Source organism: Viridibacillus sp. KH_047 (genome assembly GCF_057838945.1).
In genome coordinates, this window is record NZ_CM174479.1 from 2,581,390 (window position 1) to 2,600,338 (window position 18,949).

At 35.9% G+C, this 18,949-nt stretch carries 16 protein-coding genes and 3 pseudogenes; 3 read left to right on the forward strand and 16 right to left on the reverse strand.

Annotation, left to right across the window (positions count from 1 at the left end):
- Positions 1-30: 30 nt before the first annotated feature.
- Positions 31-1,008 carry an ornithine cyclodeaminase family protein gene (locus AC3IS5_RS12785; protein WP_489424761.1) on the reverse strand — a complete coding sequence of 326 codons (978 nt, stop codon included), beginning with the start codon at positions 1,006-1,008 and terminating at the stop codon, positions 31-33.
- 955 nt (positions 1,009-1,963) lie between these two features.
- On the opposite strand from AC3IS5_RS12785, the gene AC3IS5_RS12790 reads away from it, so the two are divergent.
- Entirely contained in the window at positions 1,964-3,151 is a 1,188-nt protein-coding gene (locus AC3IS5_RS12790; RefSeq protein WP_489424762.1) for a CdaR family transcriptional regulator, read from the forward strand.
- Between the two features lie 51 nt (positions 3,152-3,202).
- On the opposite strand, the gene AC3IS5_RS12795 is transcribed toward AC3IS5_RS12790, so the two are convergent.
- The 10 genes and pseudogenes from AC3IS5_RS12795 to AC3IS5_RS12840 all read right to left on the reverse strand — a co-directional run bounded on the left by AC3IS5_RS12795 (position 3,203) and on the right by AC3IS5_RS12840 (position 14,870).
- Positions 3,203-4,684, reverse strand: a complete 1,482-nt coding sequence (locus AC3IS5_RS12795) for an aldehyde dehydrogenase family protein (RefSeq protein ID WP_489424763.1) — start codon at positions 4,682-4,684, stop codon at positions 3,203-3,205.
- A gap of 30 nt (positions 4,685-4,714) precedes the next feature.
- A complete protein-coding gene (locus tag AC3IS5_RS12800) occupies positions 4,715-5,890 on the reverse strand; it encodes an LL-diaminopimelate aminotransferase (protein ID WP_489424764.1) in 1,176 nt (391 codons plus the stop codon).
- A gap of 417 nt (positions 5,891-6,307) precedes the next feature.
- Complete coding sequence (locus tag AC3IS5_RS12805) at positions 6,308-6,565, reverse strand: hypothetical protein (RefSeq protein ID WP_489424765.1); 258 nt, start codon at positions 6,563-6,565, stop codon at positions 6,308-6,310.
- A gap of 294 nt (positions 6,566-6,859) precedes the next feature.
- Positions 6,860-7,090 (reverse strand): annotated as a pseudogene (locus AC3IS5_RS12810) (transposase); the annotation flags it as partial.
- A gap of 131 nt (positions 7,091-7,221) precedes the next feature.
- Positions 7,222-7,941 carry a DsbA family oxidoreductase gene (locus tag AC3IS5_RS12815; protein WP_489424766.1) on the reverse strand — a complete coding sequence of 240 codons (720 nt, stop codon included), beginning with the start codon at positions 7,939-7,941 and terminating at the stop codon, positions 7,222-7,224.
- 559 nt (positions 7,942-8,500) lie between these two features.
- A complete protein-coding gene (locus AC3IS5_RS12820; RefSeq protein WP_489424767.1) occupies positions 8,501-9,973 on the reverse strand; it encodes an aldehyde dehydrogenase family protein in 1,473 nt (490 codons plus the stop codon).
- A gap of 189 nt (positions 9,974-10,162) precedes the next feature.
- Entirely contained in the window at positions 10,163-11,776 is a 1,614-nt protein-coding gene (locus AC3IS5_RS12825) for an amidohydrolase (protein ID WP_489424768.1), read from the reverse strand.
- A 51-nt stretch (positions 11,777-11,827) separates the two neighbouring features.
- The gene (locus tag AC3IS5_RS12830) at positions 11,828-13,306 is read right to left on the reverse strand and encodes a sodium:solute symporter family protein (RefSeq protein WP_489424769.1); all 1,479 of its coding nucleotides are present in this window, start codon (positions 13,304-13,306) and stop codon (positions 11,828-11,830) included.
- Positions 13,303-13,503, reverse strand: a complete 201-nt coding sequence (locus AC3IS5_RS12835) for a DUF3311 domain-containing protein (protein WP_489424770.1) — start codon at positions 13,501-13,503, stop codon at positions 13,303-13,305. The genes AC3IS5_RS12830 and AC3IS5_RS12835 overlap by 4 nt, the downstream gene beginning before the upstream one ends.
- 314 nt (positions 13,504-13,817) lie before the next feature.
- A complete protein-coding gene (locus tag AC3IS5_RS12840; RefSeq protein WP_489424771.1) occupies positions 13,818-14,870 on the reverse strand; it encodes a zinc-dependent alcohol dehydrogenase family protein in 1,053 nt (350 codons plus the stop codon).
- Between the two features lie 553 nt (positions 14,871-15,423).
- Between AC3IS5_RS12840 and AC3IS5_RS12845 the strand changes: the two are divergent.
- A pseudogene (locus tag AC3IS5_RS12845) lies at positions 15,424-15,582 on the forward strand (IS3 family transposase); the annotation flags it as partial.
- Between the two features lie 138 nt (positions 15,583-15,720).
- Here AC3IS5_RS12845 and AC3IS5_RS12850 read toward each other — a convergent pair.
- The 3 genes from AC3IS5_RS12850 to AC3IS5_RS12860 all read right to left on the reverse strand — a co-directional run bounded on the left by AC3IS5_RS12850 (position 15,721) and on the right by AC3IS5_RS12860 (position 17,365).
- The gene (locus tag AC3IS5_RS12850; RefSeq protein WP_489424772.1) at positions 15,721-16,104 is read right to left on the reverse strand and encodes a hypothetical protein; all 384 of its coding nucleotides are present in this window, start codon (positions 16,102-16,104) and stop codon (positions 15,721-15,723) included.
- Positions 16,105-16,229: 125 nt separating this feature from the next.
- On the reverse strand, positions 16,230-17,147 hold the full coding sequence (locus AC3IS5_RS12855; protein ID WP_489424773.1) for a serine hydrolase domain-containing protein: 918 nt from the start codon (positions 17,145-17,147) through the stop codon (positions 16,230-16,232).
- A 41-nt stretch (positions 17,148-17,188) separates the two neighbouring features.
- Positions 17,189-17,365 (reverse strand): hypothetical protein, encoded by a 177-nt coding sequence (locus AC3IS5_RS12860; RefSeq protein ID WP_489424774.1) that lies wholly within the window; start codon positions 17,363-17,365, stop codon positions 17,189-17,191.
- Positions 17,366-17,484: 119 nt separating this feature from the next.
- Here AC3IS5_RS12860 and AC3IS5_RS12865 point away from each other — a divergent pair.
- A pseudogene (locus tag AC3IS5_RS12865) lies at positions 17,485-17,637 on the forward strand (tyrosine-type recombinase/integrase); the annotation flags it as partial.
- Between the two features lie 223 nt (positions 17,638-17,860).
- Here AC3IS5_RS12865 and AC3IS5_RS12870 read toward each other — a convergent pair.
- Both AC3IS5_RS12870 and pcp read right to left on the reverse strand, forming a co-directional pair.
- Complete coding sequence (locus AC3IS5_RS12870) at positions 17,861-18,301, reverse strand: gamma-glutamylcyclotransferase family protein (protein ID WP_489424775.1); 441 nt, start codon at positions 18,299-18,301, stop codon at positions 17,861-17,863.
- Entirely contained in the window at positions 18,301-18,942 is a 642-nt protein-coding gene (pcp, locus tag AC3IS5_RS12875; RefSeq protein ID WP_489424776.1) for a pyroglutamyl-peptidase I, read from the reverse strand. The genes AC3IS5_RS12870 and pcp overlap by 1 nt, the downstream gene beginning before the upstream one ends.
- Positions 18,943-18,949: the final 7 nt, after the last annotated feature.

Here is an 18,949-nt window from a genome sequence, read left to right on the forward strand (position 1 = left end):
CCTTAAAATAGTAGTCTTTCTCAAGATATTTCATGATAGATCAACAGTAACTCCAGCTTCATTTTTACACGCTTTATCGTAAAAATATTTTGCAACGACAATATCAACGATGGCAAGTCCAACCGATTTAAATATGGTTATTTCCTGCTCATCTTCTCTACCTAGTAGTTCCCCACTTACAATTCTTCCAAGCTCCCCGTAAATTTCATTTTCAGAAAATACACCAGCTTGTATTGGTATGTGTAGGTCACCAGCTTCTTCTAGCGCCGCTTCCTTTGCTTCAACAACTACCTTAGCTGCACGGCAAATGGCTGAAGTCGGTAACTCTTGCATCGTGGGTCGAAAAGAACCGACTGCATTTACATGGACCCCCGGCTGCAATTTCTCCGTAAACACAGGTACCATAGAGGTTGTTGCGGTAACAAAAACTTCCGATTTTCGAACAAGTTCATTTGGATTTTGGCAAATAACAACTTCCTTTTCAAACTTACTTGCCACAAACCTCGAAAATTCTTTTGCCTTCTCTTCACTTCGATTGTATAGATAGATTGTATCGATATCCCTCACAGCTAGAATAGCTTCACAAAGTCCCCTAGCCTGTTCTCCTGTACCGATAATACCTAGAGTTTTCGCATCTTGACGAGCTAAATATTTTGTCGCAATACCTGACAAAGCACCAGTTCGAATAAGCGTTAAATAAGATCCTTCTAGTATTGCAAGCGGCTCCCCCGTCGTGATGTCTGAAAGCATAACAACCCCGTGAATTACCTCTTTTCCAATGTCTTTATTAGAAGGAACGACCGTCACATATTTCAGTCCCATCGTATGTAAACCTTCCGCAACTGATGGCATAACGACTCCAGAACTTTCATTGCCAAACGGAAGAATTGTTCGAGTTGGCGTGTCCGTCTTTGACGCAGAGAATTCTTCTAAAGCAACCTCGACACATTGTAAAATTTCTTTCATATCAACTAAATTCATTTGACTTTTAGCACTCAATACCAACATATGATTTCCTCCCATCAATTGAATTTGTCTTTCTTCTAACAGACAAATAAGAGAAATAATTCACATCACATCGTTACTAAGGTCTTTAATAAGGAAGTTACTCCTCTTACCAGGAGTTGTTGACCCCCTAAACTTCAAACAAGAAACAGTTGGTGTAGGGTGTAGGTCTTATCCATCTTTGCCATAAGAAACAATAATAGAGCGACCCGCCACTTCGATATTTATTAAATCACCGGTTTTAACAAATTGACTTAGATGACCGGCATATTGCCATGTTTTACTCCAAGACTTCTGGTTTTTTATAGAGCCATGATGGTAAAGTACTTACTTTACTTAGTACTTCACTAATTCTCACTTCTACTTTTCCCAATCTAATTGCCCCGTATATTTTGATTATGTGTCTACTTAAATTAATTATAAATTATAAATATTCAGAATTATATAGTCAATATATACAAAGATAGGTAGAGTAAATTGTAAGTAGTTGTATCGTTTAACTAATAAGCTGAAACTTCGCTATTAGTAAGTAAAACTAGTTACAGATACGTATTAGATGGTGACTCCTATGGGAAAAGCATGAGCTGAAGACCACAGTGACGAGCCGTCGAAGAGGCTGAGATATTGCCCTTGGAAAGCGAGCATCCTTCGCTACAATCAACATACCACTTTCATAGTAATGGTGAAAATTGGTTAATCAAACACCCGCTATGATAGTGAATTATGAATTTGACTCTATTAGTTATAAATTTCTGTTTACCACCAGATTTCCGTCTTCATTCAAATAAAACAACTTGGTTCAATCGTTCCAAAAGTCTACTTCATTGCATTATTAAAAACTATGAATATTCAAAATAATATGGACGATTTATACAAATATAGGTAAAGTTAATATTAATCTTTGTTTAACTAAATAAATGAGTAATTTAAATAAGATGATTTGGAAGGATTTTATACAATGAAAATACTCAAACGCATTGCTCAGGATATCGTTGAAAAGACAAGTGAAATTTTGCAATATCCCATCAGTATTACTGATAATGAAGGTTATATTATTGGGGCTTCGGATTTAAGTCGAGTCGGAATCTTTCATCCACCTTCGCTCGAAGTAGTTAGGACAAATAATATCGTGGATTGTCCCAATGAAATTGACAATAAAGTGTTACCTGGCGTAGCCGTTCCCATCAAGTTTAATAATCAAGTGGTCGGTGTTCTTGGTATCGTTGGGAGCCCAAGAGAGGTGGAAAAGTACGGACAACTAGTTAAAAATCAGGTGGAGATGATGTGTCAGGAAGCGTTTAGCAACGAGATTTTGGAGTTAAAAGAAAAAATGGTCGAAATTTTCATCCACCAAATCATACATTATAAAGAGAAGGAAGTGGACGAACATATTTTACATTACTCTACTTTACTTGATATTGACTTACATACAAATCGCGTCTGTCTTTTAATTGACATTCATAATCTAACTGAAAAAGGAAATGAAGGGTTGTTAAGCACTTTTCCCTTGCAATATTTTCAAAGAGAAGTCTTAGATTACCTTAACTTAATCGTAATCGAAAAGACTGATGATATCCTTTCGTTTCTAAATGTCGATCGCTTCATTATAGTGAAAGCCCTTCATTCAGCGGAATCTTATTCACACTTTGTAAAAAGCCTCGATGCAAAGCTCGAAAAGTTAAATTCATTTCTCGAGAGAAAATATCAGGTTTCAGCTGTTATTTCAGTTGGAGATATTAGTTATGGAATAAAGGGTGTATCTGAGTCATATCAAAATGCAAAAAAAGCGATGACCATTGGTATTAATTCAGAAAAAAATTCATCTATTTATGTCTACAATGAACGTGAAATGATGCTGTGTCTTTTACCAAAGGAGTTATCAGTAGATTATCAAGCTAAACTTTTAAACATCATTTCCACATTGATTGAACATGATAACTATGAAGTTTTATCCTCTACATTCATGGCATATTGTAAGTACGACATGAAATTAAGTGAAACTTCTAGAAATATGTTTGTTCATAGAAATACTCTTATTTACCGTCTTGAGAAAATTCGAGAAATTACTTCTCTCAATCCAGGTGACTTCAAACATTGCATGCTTTTATATACAGCAATCCAGTGTTATGAAGAAACTAGAACATAAAAGCTGCCTATCCTCGGGATTTCCAAGGATAGGCAGCTTTTATACGAACAATTAATAGTTATCAATTTGTGCTCTTTGTAATTTACCACTGTAATCAACATAGATTGATTTCCATTCTGTATATACATCAAGTGCAGCAATACCCGAGTCTCTATGTCCGTTTCCAGTACCTTTCGTTCCTCCGAAGGGTAGGTGTATTTCCGCTCCTGTTGTACCTGCATTAATATAAACAATTCCAGTATCAAGATCTCTCATCGCTTGGAATGCAAGATTGACATTTGCAGTAAAGATTGAGCTCGATAAACCAAATTTCACACTGTTATTTACTTCAATCGCTTCTTCCAAATCCTTCACTGAAATAATAGACACAACTGGGCCAAAAATTTCTTCTTGTGCAATTCTCATTTCCATTGTGACATCTGTAAAAATTGTTGGAGCATAGAAGTTTCCAGTACCTAATCCATTGTCCGTTACAATATTTCCACCAATAAGAAGTTTAGCGCCTTCATCTTGACCAATTTTCACATAATCGTGAATTCTTTCCAAAGAGGAGCGATTGATAACTGGGCCCACCTTAACCGATTCGTCAGCACCATCACCAAGAGATAATTCCCCAATACGATCAACAAGCTTTTTCTCAAGCTCCGCTTTAACCCCCTGATGAACGATGATGCGGCTAGTTGCTGTACATCGTTGGCCACTTGTACCGAAAGCCCCCCACAAAATTCCATCAACGGCAAGATCCAAATCAGCATCTGCTAAAACAATCACAGCATTTTTACCACCCATTTCAAGAGACGTCCGTTTTAAGAGTTCGCCAGCACGAGCATTGATCGCACTACCAACTTCATTGGACCCAGTAAAAGAAATCAAATCAATATCTGGATGTTCTACCATTGCATTTCCAACTACACTTCCTGATCCGTTCACAAGATTTAACAGTCCTTTTGGTAGTCCTGCCTCTTCATAAATTTTTGTGAATTCATATGCAATTATTGGTGTTTCAGTTGCCGGTTTCCAAACAACTGCATTCCCTGTAACAAGAGCCGGGAATGATTTCCATGATGCGATTGCAATAGGAAAGTTCCAAGGTGTGATTAAGCCTGCAACACCCACTGGGATTCGTACACTCATTGCAAACTTATTACGAAGTTCAGACGGAACCGTATCACCAAAGAGACGACGACCTTCTCCAGCCATATAAAAAGCCATATCAATCGCTTCTTGAACTTCTCCTCTCGCTTCATCAATTACTTTACCCATTTCACTTGTAAGAATTTGTGCCAGTTCCTCTTTACGTTCCTTTAATAAAATTGCAACTTTATAAAGAAATTCCGCACGTTCTGGAGCAGGAACAAGACACCATTCTTTTTGTGCCCTTTTTGCCGACTGAACTGCACGATCAACGTCCTCATCAGTCGATTGCGCAACTTCCCCAAGTACTTCTCCATTTGCAGGATTCAAAATCTCTACAAATTTACCTGATGATGATTCGCTCCACTCACCGTTAATATAGTTAAGATACTTTTTCATATTTATTCCCCCAATTTTTATATAAACTATTTAGTTACCTACAACTCGTAAGCTTTCTTTAATTCTATTGATAGCTTCAAATAATCTTTCATTTGGAACAGATAAGGATAAACGGAAGTACCCCTCTCCTGAAGGACCAAAAGCATTGCCAGGTGTAAGGATAACACCTGTTTTCTCTAGCACGCTGGTAACAAATCCCGTAGATGTATAGCCTTCAGGAACTGGCGCCCAAATAAAGAAGCTCCCTTTAGGTGGATACACCTTTATTCCAATAGACGCTAGCCCCTCCAACGTAACAGCCATTCTTTCTTCATATATGCTGTTATGCTCTGCGATACAACTTTGATCACTGTTCAATGCAAAAGCGGCGGCTTTTTGGATAGGTGTAAATTGTCCAGTATCCGTGTTGCTCTTTAATACTGTAAGCGCTTTTATAATATCCTTATTTCCAACGACATATCCAATCCGCAACCCAGTCATATTATATGTTTTTGAAAATGAACCAAATTCAACAGCCATATCTTTAGATCCTTCAACCTGAAGAATACTTGGCGCTGTATAGCCCGAAAATGTAACCATATTATAAGCTGAATCATGAGCGATTGGGATTGCATGTTTTTTGGAAAACTCAATTGCCTGATTGAAGAACTCAATATCTACAGTAGCTGAAGTTGGATTCCCTGGATAATTTAAAAACATAAGCTTTGAACGTTCAATAATATTTTGAGGAATTAATTTAAAATCCGGCTCAAAATTATTTTCTTTGAGTAAAGGCATATTATAATATTGTCCATTTGCTAATAAAGTAGCCATTCGATAAATAGGATAACTTGGATCGGGAATTAATACATAATCCCCCGGATCTATAAGTGCAGGAACTAGATGCGCAATCCCCTCCTTAGAACCGATTAAAGCCAAAATTTCTGTATCTGGGTCAAGATCAACACCATATTGCCGTGAATAAAAATCAGCGACTGCTTGTCGATACTCAATACATCCTATAAAACTAGGATATTTAAAATTAATTGGATTTTGCAGCTCTTCCACTAACTTTTCAACAATATGAGGAGGAGTCGGAAGATCTGGATCACCGATTCCTAAGTCGATTACGTCTACCCCTGATTTAATCAATTCAGTTTTTTTCTTATTAATTTCTGCGAATAAATAGGGAGGGATTTGACCAGTTCTATTCGATTGAAAATTCAAAAAAACACCACCCTTTTCTTTGTTGTCACATAAACAATTACACTACATTAAATTTATAGTTTATTAGCATAGATTACTATGGTCGTTTTATACAAACATTAATGCTAAAAATAAGGATATTCCGTAGGATATTACAAAAGGAGCATTACTATTTGTAGTCCGAACTACAAATTAATAGCATATACTAGGTATAGAAACGCGATGAACACTCATCGTTTGAAACAAATTTGAAGCATTATGTGCGAAAAATATGCGAAGTTGTCTGTTGCTTGATTCAAAGAAATGGCGGTGTGAATCGTGTGTATAATTTGTGGTTCAATGTCAAATGTTGAGATGATGTGATTTTCGCCATAACAAAAACACCTAAAACATTGAATTAACAATGTTTCAGGTGTTTTATTGATTATGAATAAATCATCATTCAGTAATGAATTCAACATCTGAAAATGATGGTTGTTTTTCATCGATTGATTTCCAATATTTAATTTCCCGTGAGAAGTCCTCTGTAAATTTTTCACAATAGACTTGTAATTTGGCAGGACGACCAAAAACCTTCACTTCCTTAACCTTATCGAAATCTGGCACTTGTGGCACTTGATTATTTGGTCTAATAATCGAAATTATTTGCGAATCTTCGCCACTAACAATTTTGCACCTCCACCAGCAGCAATCCAATCCAATTCGCCACTTTTATTTTTTATAGCATATAGACGTGTTAGTGAAAATGTTATATTGGAGCCAATAGTAATACCAATGCTTGTTAAGAACCACTATGAATTTCTGATTTTGAATAGTATACCGTACAGAATAGAACGAAATTGTAAAAGTAATGAATAGGATGATCACTGCTAATGGTGCATATTGATTTGGCCCCATATCAGCAAAACCTTGCCCTAAGTCACGAACTGGCCAATAAGGAGTTGTCCACGGGAAAAGTATGCTATCCTTTAAATGTCCGGCTTCGATTGAAGACGTCCCATTCTCGTTCATATAATTGAGTACGTCTAGTTTAAACTCTAAAGAATAACTTGTATAGGACTTTACAAACGCCTCAATTCCATTAGTTTCGTATTGTTTAATCCAATTTAAAAGGTTTGATCGTGCGGTACCCACTGATTTCGCAATCGAGTTAATACTTTCTATACCCAACTGATAGCGTTTTACAGCTCTTAATTTATCTTCTACCGTAAATTTTGGCATATAAAAAACTGCACCTCCCGATTGTTAGACTGTGTCTAACAATCGGGGTGCAGTTCAATAACGCCTATCGTCTTTCTTTTTTACTTATCATTCTTTTTCGGTTTTTTCCTTTTAGGTGTTGTCGGCAAATTTTACTTCTCTTTTTGCTTACAAACACCATTCTTGCAATCTGTTCCTGCTTCGACTGAAGTGGGGTTCAGCACGGTTAATGATTGTGTTTCGCTCCATGTTTTCTCAAGTGCTTTGAGAAACACATTCTCTGGCTGCGCACCGGAAATAGCATATTTGTGATCTATGACGTAAAATGGTACGCCACTTACACCCACACGATCGCCCTCGAGATGATCCGCACGCACTTCATCGGTGAACTGATCGCTTAACAGCATCTTCGCTGTAGCTATCGGATCAATTCCTGCTTCGGCGGCAATTGCAATCAACGTTTCATGACTGCCGACATGTTTGCATTCGGTAAAATAAGCTTTGAACAACAGCTCAGCTACCTCATTATTTTTGCCATGCTGCGTCGCAAAATGCAGCAGACGGTGAGCATCTAACGTATTTGTCAGCTGAAGCGTATCAAATCTAAGGTCCAAGCCATCTGCTTCAGCCGCCTGTTTGGCAACCCTCTCGTGTATCACCTTTGCTTCTTCCCGGCTCATTCCAGACCTGGCGGAAAGCGCATCGTACGCATCATATTCTATATCTTTTCCCGCGTTTTTATTCAGTTGAAAGCTTTTGTAAACAACTTGTATTTGATCTTTATGTACAAATTGCTCAAGTCCGGCTTCGAAACGCCGTTTCCCAATATAACAGAATGGACAAGCAATGTCTGACCACACTTCCACTTGCATTTGAAAACCCCCTTCATATTGCAGCACTTTCAAGCACACCCTTTGAGTGCTTGCACCAAGCGTCAATCCCTTTTGAATATCTAGCGGCTTGCCGTCGACTAAATTCGCTAGACTACATAATGCATAGTACAATTAATCTCGGAATAAAGTCAATTTTATTGAACTCATTTAAGGAGGTTCATATGGTAGCCACCTCTTGTTCTTCTATAGAATTAGCTCGCACTAATTTCATATATTTATGTAGAAATAAAGGACCGCGCCGTCTCTTTCAACTACACGCTTAACGTCCTAAATAAAGAACTCCATCCTCACGTCTAAAAAAATCTAGGAAATTCGATTCAGAACAGACAAGTAGTGTCTTCGTGCTACATTTTCTTGTGTAGAAAATGTGTAAGAAAAGCGCCTCAAACCCCTGATTTTATAGGATTTAAAGCGCTTTTCATTTGGTTCAAACTTATTCAATCTGAACCTTGATACGTCCCAGGAGGGAATCTAGCATTCGGCTAAAGCATTGATATTACTAGTTTTTCATTTAAGTTGTGTAGAAAATGATAAAAGATTAATTAGAAAACCATCCAACAGGCTTTGCTTTAAAGCTAATATTAACTTGTTTCTGTTCTGAAAATTCATCAAGACCAAAGACTCCTAAACCTCTTCCAACTCCACTTTGTTTATAACCACCCCATGGGGCTTGCACTGTTGCAACATGATAACAATTCACCCATGTGATACCGGCCTTTATTTTGCTGACTACGCGCATTGCTTTCTCTAAATCCTGACAGAAGACAGCACCAGCCAATCCATATACTGTATCATTCGCTAAAGTAATTGCTTCTTCTTCATCTTTAAATTTTTGAACGACTAAAACGGGACCAAAGATTTCTTCTTGTACAATTCTCATATCCGGTGTAGTGTTGGTGAAAATGGTAGGTTCAACAAAAAAGCCGTTTTCAAACTCGTTCGCTACAATTCTATTTCCTCCACAAGCAAGTGTTGCACCTTCCTGTATTCCTATTTCAATATAGTTTAATACCTTTTGCATATGTGCTTCACTCACAAGCGGCCCCATTTCACTTGTAGGTTTATTTCCATGACCAACGACAATCTTTTTTGCACGCTCTATCAGTCTTTCAATAAATTGATCGTGAATGCTTTCTTCAATTAAGAGACGGGAAGCTGCTGTGCACACTTGACCACTATTTAAGAAGAGATTAAATAGTGCATTATCTACTGCAATTTCTATGTCATTATCAGCAAATACAATGTTTGGAGATTTACCTCCTAATTCTAAGGTGATTTTCTTTGTCTGTTCTGCAGCAACACGCATAATATTCTGACCTGTTTTCGTTCCACCAATAAAGGCCACTTTATCTACTAAAGTACTTTCGACCATTTCACTGCCAACAGAACTTCCAGCTCCCATTACTAGATTAGCGACTCCTGCTGGTACACCAGCCTTTTCTATAATTTCAAAGAGTTTAACAGCAGTAATCGGTGTAACCTCTGATGGTTTTAATATAATAGTATTTCCAGCCGCTAATGCCGGAGCAATCTGCCATGCCGCCATAAGGAGGGGGAAATTCCATGGAACAATAAGACTACACACGCCGATGGGTTCACGAATAACGATTGTTTGAACTGAATCGCCTACATTATATATTTCACCTTCTGGTTGAGTAATAAGACTTGCGTAGTATCGGAAACACTCAATCGTATTTTGAACATCTGTTTTTGCAGCAAGTAACACTTTTCCACTGTTCAATGTTTCTAGCATTGCTAAATCATCTGCCTCTTCTTCCAACAGATTTGCGATTTTATGCAAATACTTTGCACGAGTTTTAAAAGGGAGTTGAGACCAAATTCCACTATTGAAAGTACTATGTGCTACCGAGATTGCATATTGTGCATCCTCAGCAGTACCTTCAGCTACTACTGCAAGTAGCTCACCATTTGCAGGATTTATCACTTCTCTTTTTTCTTTAGAAATTGAAGAAATCCATTTACCATCAATATACATCTTAAGTTCCAACATTTCTATCTTCTCCTTTTCGCCAGCCGATATAGGAAACGATGATACTTACTAGGAAGCTCTTATATTCTGATTTGATCCTACGGCAATAATTCGGTTTTCACTATTAGCAATAGCTTGCAAAATATTATTTTCATGATCTACCGTTATAACTTCTCAAAACATTCTTTTCAAGTTATACGAAATGTTATTCTAAGCTTTTACTACAGCTTCATTTTTGTATAAAATTTGTCCATCTAAAATCGTCATCTCTACTTTTAAATCTTTTATACTATTATTGTTTTGACTTAGAATACTATTATCTAATACTACTAAATCTGCTAATTTTCCTACCTCTAAGCTACCTTTAATATCTTCTTCGAAACTCGCATATGCTCCATTGATCGTATATATTTTTAAAGCTTCCAATATTGTAACTTTTTGATTCACTCCAATTTCAGAATTATTGCTACTTTTTCGATTGACTGCTGTATGAATGCCTATTAGAGGATTAAAATCCGTAACTGGTGCATCAGAACCACCTGCACATATAATACCTTTATCAATAAAGTCACGTACTGGATACATATAATTAACTCTTTCTCCATAATTCTTCACATAAATATCTCCAAATTCATACGGGAAAGGTGGATTTGGAATTGGAATAACACCAAGGTTCTTCATTCTATCTTGTAAATCTGGTGAAGAAATTCCCGCATGCTCAATTCGATGGCGATGATCTTCTCTTGGATGCTCATTAAGCGCTTTTTCTACACAATTCAAATACATTTCAATAGCTCGATCGCCCTGAGCATGTACAGTTATTTGATATCCTTTTTTATGAGCTTCACCTAATACACGATAGATTTCTTCTTCACTATAGTAAAGAATTCCATGATCATTTGGATTACTTGTATATGGCTCTCTTGTTGCAATAGTAGGACCTGTACTACTTCCATCCGTAAATATCTTAGCTGGACCAATTTTAAAACGTTCATCACCCGTACCTGTTAGTACTCCTGCAGTTAGCATTTTTTCAACAAATTCATGTGAATTATTTAAAGTACAAATTATTGCATAAACACGAACAGCGATATCTTTATTTTTTACTGCTTCCTGTAAAAGACGATAGGTATCTGTATCAGAAACACCTGCTTCATGGATACTAGTAATACCGGCTTGAACAAAATGATCAGAGGCTATTTTCATCGCTTGTTTTAATTCAACCTCTGTATATTTAGCAATTTCATTCATTCGCATATTCGCTTTTTCTATTAATTTACCTGTTAATACACCATTAGCATCTCGCTCAATTCCATCAGGACTGCTTGTATTAGCATCAATTTCGGCTAATTCTAATGCTTTACTGTTCACTATAGAAATATGACCACAAGTGCGAGTAATCATAATCGGATGTTCTGTAGAAATTTCATCTAGCTCTTTAATAGATAAGTAACGATTTTCTTTTATTGTCGTTTCATTAAAGCCCCACGCTCGAATCCATTGACCTTTAGGAACAGTTTGAACTTTTTTTCGTAATTCCTGTTTTATGTCCTCATTTGAAGTAATATTTTGAGCCTTGCAACTAATAGCTAGTTGGTTTAATCCATACATAACTAAATGAATATGAGCATCTATAAACCCTGGTAGCAATGTTTTTCCGCACAAATCAATAACTTCTGTTTTACTGTCTATCAGTTGCTGTACCTCTAAGGTAGAACCTACAAGAATAATACGATTTTCCTTAATTGCAACAGCTTCTACAATTCGAGAATCTGCATCCATTGTAATTACTTCACCATTTATAAATACTAAATCTGCTTTCATTCGTTACATCCTCCTTCGACTCTTTGAATTTATATAATAAATATGATTCTATTATGATAGAACATTTTTTCCTGAATCATCGTTTTGCAAAACGGTACTTTTTCTAGTAAAAGTACTCACTCCAAGCATGACAATAATATTCATAAGTAATGCTATCAAAGAACCATTAATATCCTTCACCCATTGAGGTGCAAATGGAAGTAATTGAGATATCGTAACTCCTGCTATATTCATATACAATACAACCACTTCTCCAACAACAATACCGGCAAATGCACCATACTTGTTTACATAATTCTTATTCAATAGACTAAAAAATGCAGTAGGAGCTAACTGAATAATGAGACTATAGGACATAATATTTAAAAGCGCCATTGCTTTAACATCGGAGACAGTAAATAGTAACGCAACACTAGCTATTAATAAAATGAGAGTCTTCGAAACAAATAATAAATGTCTATCTGATGCTTTTGGAACAATCACTTTATAAAGATTTTGTGTTAATCCAGCTGCACTAGCCATAAGCATGGCGGACGTAGGAACCAACGCAGTTAATAAACCAGCTGCACCAATAATTCCTATAATCCATGGATCAAATGTTTTTATAGCTAAATGTAACAGAGATAAATCTCCATTTTCTAAACCAGGTGTAATAATAGCCGCTGAAAAACCAATGAAAAATACAAACACGAGAAGAATTGTATAGAACGGTAGAGTAATTGCATTTTTGCGAATACTTTTTTCGTTTTTTGCAGATAGAATGACCATGAAGCCACTCGGAAGAATATAAAAACCAATAGCACTAATTATAACAGTAGAAATAAACCATGAATTACTCAAACCTTGATTTTGCAATGTTAACAATTCTGGTTTAGCACTTTCTACCGCTTCAAACATAGGCTTTATACCATCAAAATAGTGGAATGGAATGTATAATCCTAAGAAGATTACTACAATTAATATCATGAAGTCTTTAAGTATAGCCGTCCATGCAGTACCGTGAATACCTGAAACCATAACATATATGGTAACAACCAAAGCTCCTATACAACTTGCTACTGTTGGAGATATCGAACCATATGAAGTTTGTGAAACTATAATGCCTAACCCCTTAAATTGGATAACTATGTAGGGTACTGTTGCTACACAACCCACTATAGCCACTAACATTCCTAAAGAACCACTTTTATATTTAGCAGCAAAATAATCAGGTTGTGAGATCAGTTTATGATCCTTACAATATTTCCAAATTTTAGGCGCGAACCAATACGATAAAATATAGGCTAAAAAAATATAGGCTGGAACATAATAAGCTGCAGCTCCTCTTGAGTAAGCCCAACCGCTACCACCAAGGAAAGTGAATGTCGTATACACTTCTCCAGCCATAAGTAAGAATATGAAAATTGTTCCGAATCCTCTTCCACCAACTGTCCACTGCTCCATACTCATTTTCTTACCTTTTGTTGATTGAATTCCTAAAAATAAAGCTAGAAGAAGAAAAACACTGATAATTACTAGAGATATATTCATTCAACTTCTCCTTCCTTATTAGCCGGATCTAACTTATATACAACCAATAATATTAAAGGAGAAATAACCATCCACAAAATGAGCCAGAATAAAAAGAAAGGTAAGCCTAGAACATAGGGCTCTATGCGATTTGCCCAAGGTAAAAAAACTAGATACCCAATAAAAGGGATAAAAATTAATGAACTAATATATTTCATATATTCCCTCCATGCAATCAGCAATATATTTTTTTAATATTCCGTCTTTAATTGGGGTATTAAACTTGTTTTCTATTATTAAATCTAATTCTGATGCAAGTAATGTTAAATTCTGATCCTGTTGCCGATAGAGCTCCCATTGATTTCCCATGATATACTCGATAACGGGATATGAATTTATAACGGTTCGTATCACCGTTTTGTTGATGATATTGGAGTACCATTTTAAATTGCGGTTTAAAACTGTAGACAAATCCGTTATTTAATCGAGATTGTCTACAGTCTGAGCTAGTTAAGGTAAATCCCTTTTACATTCACCACTTATTAACAACCGTAACACCCATATTAGCGTAAGTCCCCATAGATTCAATTACACTTCCCGCTTCTTCTATAGATATTGTTTGAGTTACTAAATCTTTAGGACTTAAAATGCCCTTTTCAATCATTCGTAACATTTGAGGAAATCTTGGTGCTTGCATACCATAAGAGCCAACAATCTGTATTTCATTAATGACAATTTTATCAATAGGAACGGGGATCATTCCTTTTTCATTACTGGTCGTTAATCCTATTTGTAAATGGCGTCCTCTTTTAGCTAAACTATTTATAGATGATTGACAAGTTTCAGTTATTCCAAGAGCATCCACTGACACGTGTGCCCCGCCTTTTGTTAATTCTTTAATCAACTCAGCAGCATTTTCTTTTTTGGAATTGACTGTGGCTACAGCACCTAATTTCTTTGCAAAAGCTAATTTTTCATCATCAATATCAACTGCTATAGCGTGTGCTCCTAGGGCTGTAATGATTTGAATTGCAGAAAGGCCAACTCCCCCACAACCATGTACAGCAACCCATTCACCCGGTCTTACTTGTGCTTGATCAGTAACCCCGTGAAATGCCGTCATAAATCGACATCCTATACTAGCTGCCTCGACAAAGTCAATATTTTCCGGTAAAATTACTAGATTGGTATCAGCATTAGGGATATGAACAAATTTTCCGTATCCACCCCAAATGGAGATTCCAGGTAACGTAATGTTATCACAAACATTATGGTGTCCAGCTTGACACATAGGACATGTGCCATCACCTTGAGTAAAAGGAACAATTACTCTGTCGCCTTTCTTGAATCTTGTAACATCTTTCCCAACATCTTCTATGACACCACAAAACTCGTGTCCCATAATATGGGGAAGAGGAGTCTCACCTCCCAGCCAATTCCAATGCCCTAACCAGCTGTGCCAATCACTTCTGCAAACTCCGTTAGCTTCAACACGAACAATTACTCCATCTGCCGTGTTGGTTGGATCTGGCATATTTCTAACAACTAACGGCTTGCCGATTTCTTCTAGGACTAGTGCTTTCATAAAATCCCCCCTTTTAAGTTTTCTTCACTTTTACTTTAACAGAAATAGTAAATTTCTAGCATCTCTCATAGAGTTAAAACAATAGAGTATTTTTTTTACATTACGTCCAGAATCTCTCGTATAGTTAAAATAAAAGAGTATTTTTTTTACATTTTGTCCATTGTGAAATCAAAGAGAATAGTTCATCAAGTTTTATGTTACTTTCATTTATTCTTAGACTTACTGATGCAGCAACCAGGTCTAAATATTCTTGTAGCGCTACCTTTCTTCCCTCACATTGAGCCTTACCGATATCCTAAAACAACAAACTATTAGCTGGTTTAGTTGAAGAAAAGAAGAATGTAATTTACCTTCTAAAAAGGTTTATATGTTTAAATTGATAGTTGTTTGTTAATAAAAAACACCCCTCAAATGTAGGGTGTTTTAAAAGTTAATGATAATTCTTATTCTTTTATTTTTTAAATCATTTAATGACATTGATTTTAATATAGATTTTCCAGTTACCATCTATTCGGTGAGAAGCGCTACCTTTCTCCCGTACTTGATTTATGTCTTTGGCTTATTAAAGTCTGAACTGCTCTATCTACAAGAGTTTGAAAGTATCGAGCATTTTGAAAGAGAATTAGAAGAATACATTTACTATTTCAATCACAAACGAATGAAGGCAAAATTAAAAGACCTAAGTCCAGTCGAATACCGAACTCAGGTCTTAAGCTGTCTAAACTTCTTGTCTAACTTTATTGGTTCAGATTACTACAAAACATACTCTATTATTTTGTTCTCATAAAAAGGTTAATAATTGAACTTAATTATGCAATGTAAAATTAGTAAAAGGGCGATGCGCTTTAATTTAATCTCTATACCCGTATCCTATTATCTTATGTGTTTCTATATCTGCATACACAATTACGGGACCAATTGTAGGATTATTAGTAGACGGAAAACTCACCATATAAACTTCTTTTTCAAAATAAGTATCATCTTTTATATCCGCCATTGATCTTTTGAGAATTTTTTTTTGAACATTACCATTTTTCCAAGTTCCCTCTATACTATTTTTACTCTCCTTTGTTAATTGATTCCAAATATATTTTCTGATATCTTCGTCTTTAGCTGCATTACCCGATGTATCTACTTCGTTTTGTGGTTTTCCTTCATTGCCTTGCTGTTGACATCCATTCAACACAATAATTATAAGAAAACAAGATAGTACAGTAAATATTATTCTTTTCATCCCAAATTGCACCTTCGACTTCTAAAGGCTCTACTCCTTATTGAAGTAAAGCCCCCCATTAGTTGAATAAGAAATTTTTATGATACCAGAAGAGGGAAAAAACCAGTTTGACTTGCTCAAATGTCTCACTCATCCAGCCAACTACCTAATAGCTCTTGGAAAAAGAGTCCCGGTGCAGATTGCTGGTCATTTCGTAGCTGGCTTTTTGCCACAGCCATAATATTTAACTTCGGAACAATAAATATATATTGTCCAAATATGCCATTAGCATAGTAATAATCAATCGGGGTGTTAGTATTAGTATATTCATAAGTCCATAGCTGATATCCATATCCAGATGTTCCTTCTTTTGTGGTTTTAGTTTGTTTATATGGTCTTTTTGCCTGAATGAGCCAGTTGGATGAAATCACCTGATTTGAATTAAATCGCCCTTCATTTAAAAATAATAATCCAATCTTCACCATATCCTCTAAATTTAACGAAATACTAAAACCACCCCCGTGAATTCCTTGTGGGTCCCTTAGCCAAGTGTATTTATTTATCCCTAATGGACAGAATAAATATTTTTTAGCAAATGAAGCGGTGGGAATTCCAGAAATTTTTTGTATTATCGCACTTAGTAAATGAGAGTCTCCAGAATTATATTGAAAGGTTGAACCTGGTTTATGTATAATTGGTTGTCCTAGTATGAATTTAACCCAATTTTTTGATCCTTGGAATTTCCCTACTTTTAACCCCGAAGTCATGGTCAGCAAATGAAATATTGTAATTTCTTTCTTTTGTGGATCATTAGACTCTAATATTTCTGGAAAATAGTTTTGAATGGGTTCGTGAATATTTTTTATTAATCCTTTATCTACCATAATTCCAATTAATATAGAAACAATGCTCTTTGTAATGGAATAAACCTTTGACGGCTTTTCTACGACCTTTTTATTCTTCAAGTATTCGAAGATCCGTGTATTCCCTTTATGAATGACAAAAGCTTCAATTCTAATACTTTTAAGTTTCTTTTCTAACTCAACAAAAGATATTTCACTCATATTTCTAACCCCTTTCAAAAACACTACTAAATATTCTCCTTTTATAACTTATTTATATTCTCCTTATATAACTTATTTCCTTCTTTATTATGCGAACCTGCTCCTTTAGCTGCATAAAAAAAGAAGCTGATCTCAGCTTCTTTTAATTGAAGAATAGCACCTGTTACTTCAATAACTATTTTATCATTATTGAAGATAACGCAGTGATGCATTTGCAAAAGAGTGGCTCACGATCTACAGTGAAGCAAAAGATGTAAAACGGGAACTGTTCGCGTAAGGCTGCATGAAATTGATAAGTTGATGCCTTATTTTGCTCAACTAAAATTGAAAGATATCGGTTGCACTCGAACAAATAATGGAGAGGCTTGGTCATTCAGATGACCAAATAACAAAAAATGTTTATCTCCATATAACAAAAGAAATGAAAAAAGAAGCTTCCCAAAAGTTTGCACAACTAATGAGAAGCCTCGATTATAATCCTCTATGTTAGCAAAATGTTAGCATTTCACTTTCACCTTACATACAAACCCTTATATATCAAGGGTTGCAGCGGCTTATTACATCATGCCGCCCGTAAGGTGAAAGTGTGTAATATCTTTCACGATATGTGCCAAAAGTGCGGTATATCAAGATGTTTGACAATTACTACTGCAACATCTTTAACGAGCGTTTATCGTTTTTTATGGAATTGCGTTAGCAAAATGTTAGCTTGCCTATTGCACACTAACACTTAGCATATGCTCTTTCCAGTTGCCGTGCGGAAGATAAATTGCGCTGTTGCCAAAAAGCAGATCATTATCTTTGTTATAAAAATATACAAAGCATTTTTCTTTTTTGTTCGTATGAAGATGTTCAACCTCAAGAATGACTTTATGGTATTCATTTTCAGGATTTTTTTCTCTGATGAATCCTTCCATTTTGTCTATCGCATTCATTGTATCTTCATAATGCTCTTCACTTAGCACCATGATTTCCCCAAATACAGTATCTTCACCGAAGGTCAGAGCCGGGTATCCTTTGTATGGTAGATGATATAATTTCATATTTTCAACCTTGGCATCCATTTTCTCGATGACCTTTCCGTCTAAATACTTATTATAATTAAAGAAACCTTCTCTTAAACTTCCATAAACAAAAAGATTGATCGTTTTCATCAGCAGATTTCTCCTCCTACTGCTTTAATATCCTTGTCATTGATAGTGCAGGCTTCAATCGCAAGCTCTAAGCCTTTTACAATATCATTCAACGACATGAACGGCGTGTTTTTCTTATCTATAACCTGCGAAGTCATATAAGGAATGTGGATAAATCCGCCTTTGATATGAGGGTACTTTTTATCAATCATGTATAGAATGCCGTACATGACATGATTGCATACAAATGTTCCAGCTGTATAAGATACCGTTGCTGGTATGTTATGCTCATTCATATGCTTGACCATCGCTTTTACTGGTAGATTCGAGAAATATGCTGGCTGCCCATCTGCTTGTATAACTGTATCTAATGGCTGATTGCCTTCATTGTCCTTGATTCTGTAATCATCAAGATTAATAGCAACTCTTTCAGGAGTAATATCAAATCTTCCTCCTGCTTGGCCTACCGAGATGACAATATCCGGATTATGCTTTTCAATTGCATCCTCAATAGCTTGAACGGATTTTGTTTGAACTGTAGGAATAATAATTTTAATCACTTCAGCTCCGTTTATCTGGTCGCTTACCATTTTAACTGCTTCTTCTGCCGGATTGACCAGCTCTCCGCCAAATGCATCAAATCCTGTTAATAGTACTTTCATAGCTCGT

Bases quoted from the DNA above. Each gene is read 5' to 3' on its own strand.
- AC3IS5_RS12785 (WP_489424761.1), bottom strand. From the start codon at position 1,008: ATGTTGGTATTGAGTGCTAAAAGTCAAATGAATTTAGTTGATATGAAA.
- AC3IS5_RS12790 (WP_489424762.1), top strand. From the start codon at position 1,964: ATGAAAATACTCAAACGCATTGCTCAGGATATCGTTGAAAAGACAAGT.
- AC3IS5_RS12795 (WP_489424763.1), bottom strand. From the start codon at position 4,684: ATGAAAAAGTATCTTAACTATATTAACGGTGAGTGGAGCGAATCATCA.
- AC3IS5_RS12815 (WP_489424766.1), bottom strand. From the start codon at position 7,941: ATGCAAGTGGAAGTGTGGTCAGACATTGCTTGTCCATTCTGTTATATT.
- AC3IS5_RS12820 (WP_489424767.1), bottom strand. From the start codon at position 9,973: ATGTTGGAACTTAAGATGTATATTGATGGTAAATGGATTTCTTCAATT.
- AC3IS5_RS12825 (WP_489424768.1), bottom strand. From the start codon at position 11,776: ATGAAAGCAGATTTAGTATTTATAAATGGTGAAGTAATTACAATGGAT.
- AC3IS5_RS12830 (WP_489424769.1), bottom strand. From the start codon at position 13,306: ATGAATATATCTCTAGTAATTATCAGTGTTTTTCTTCTTCTAGCTTTA.
- AC3IS5_RS12835 (WP_489424770.1), bottom strand. From the start codon at position 13,503: ATGAAATATATTAGTTCATTAATTTTTATCCCTTTTATTGGGTATCTA.
- AC3IS5_RS12840 (WP_489424771.1), bottom strand. From the start codon at position 14,870: ATGAAAGCACTAGTCCTAGAAGAAATCGGCAAGCCGTTAGTTGTTAGA.
- AC3IS5_RS12850 (WP_489424772.1), bottom strand. From the start codon at position 16,104: ATGAAAAGAATAATATTTACTGTACTATCTTGTTTTCTTATAATTATT.
- AC3IS5_RS12855 (WP_489424773.1), bottom strand. From the start codon at position 17,147: ATGAGTGAAATATCTTTTGTTGAGTTAGAAAAGAAACTTAAAAGTATT.
- AC3IS5_RS12870 (WP_489424775.1), bottom strand. From the start codon at position 18,301: ATGAAAACGATCAATCTTTTTGTTTATGGAAGTTTAAGAGAAGGTTTC.
- pcp (WP_489424776.1), bottom strand. From the start codon at position 18,942: ATGAAAGTACTATTAACAGGATTTGATGCATTTGGCGGAGAGCTGGTC.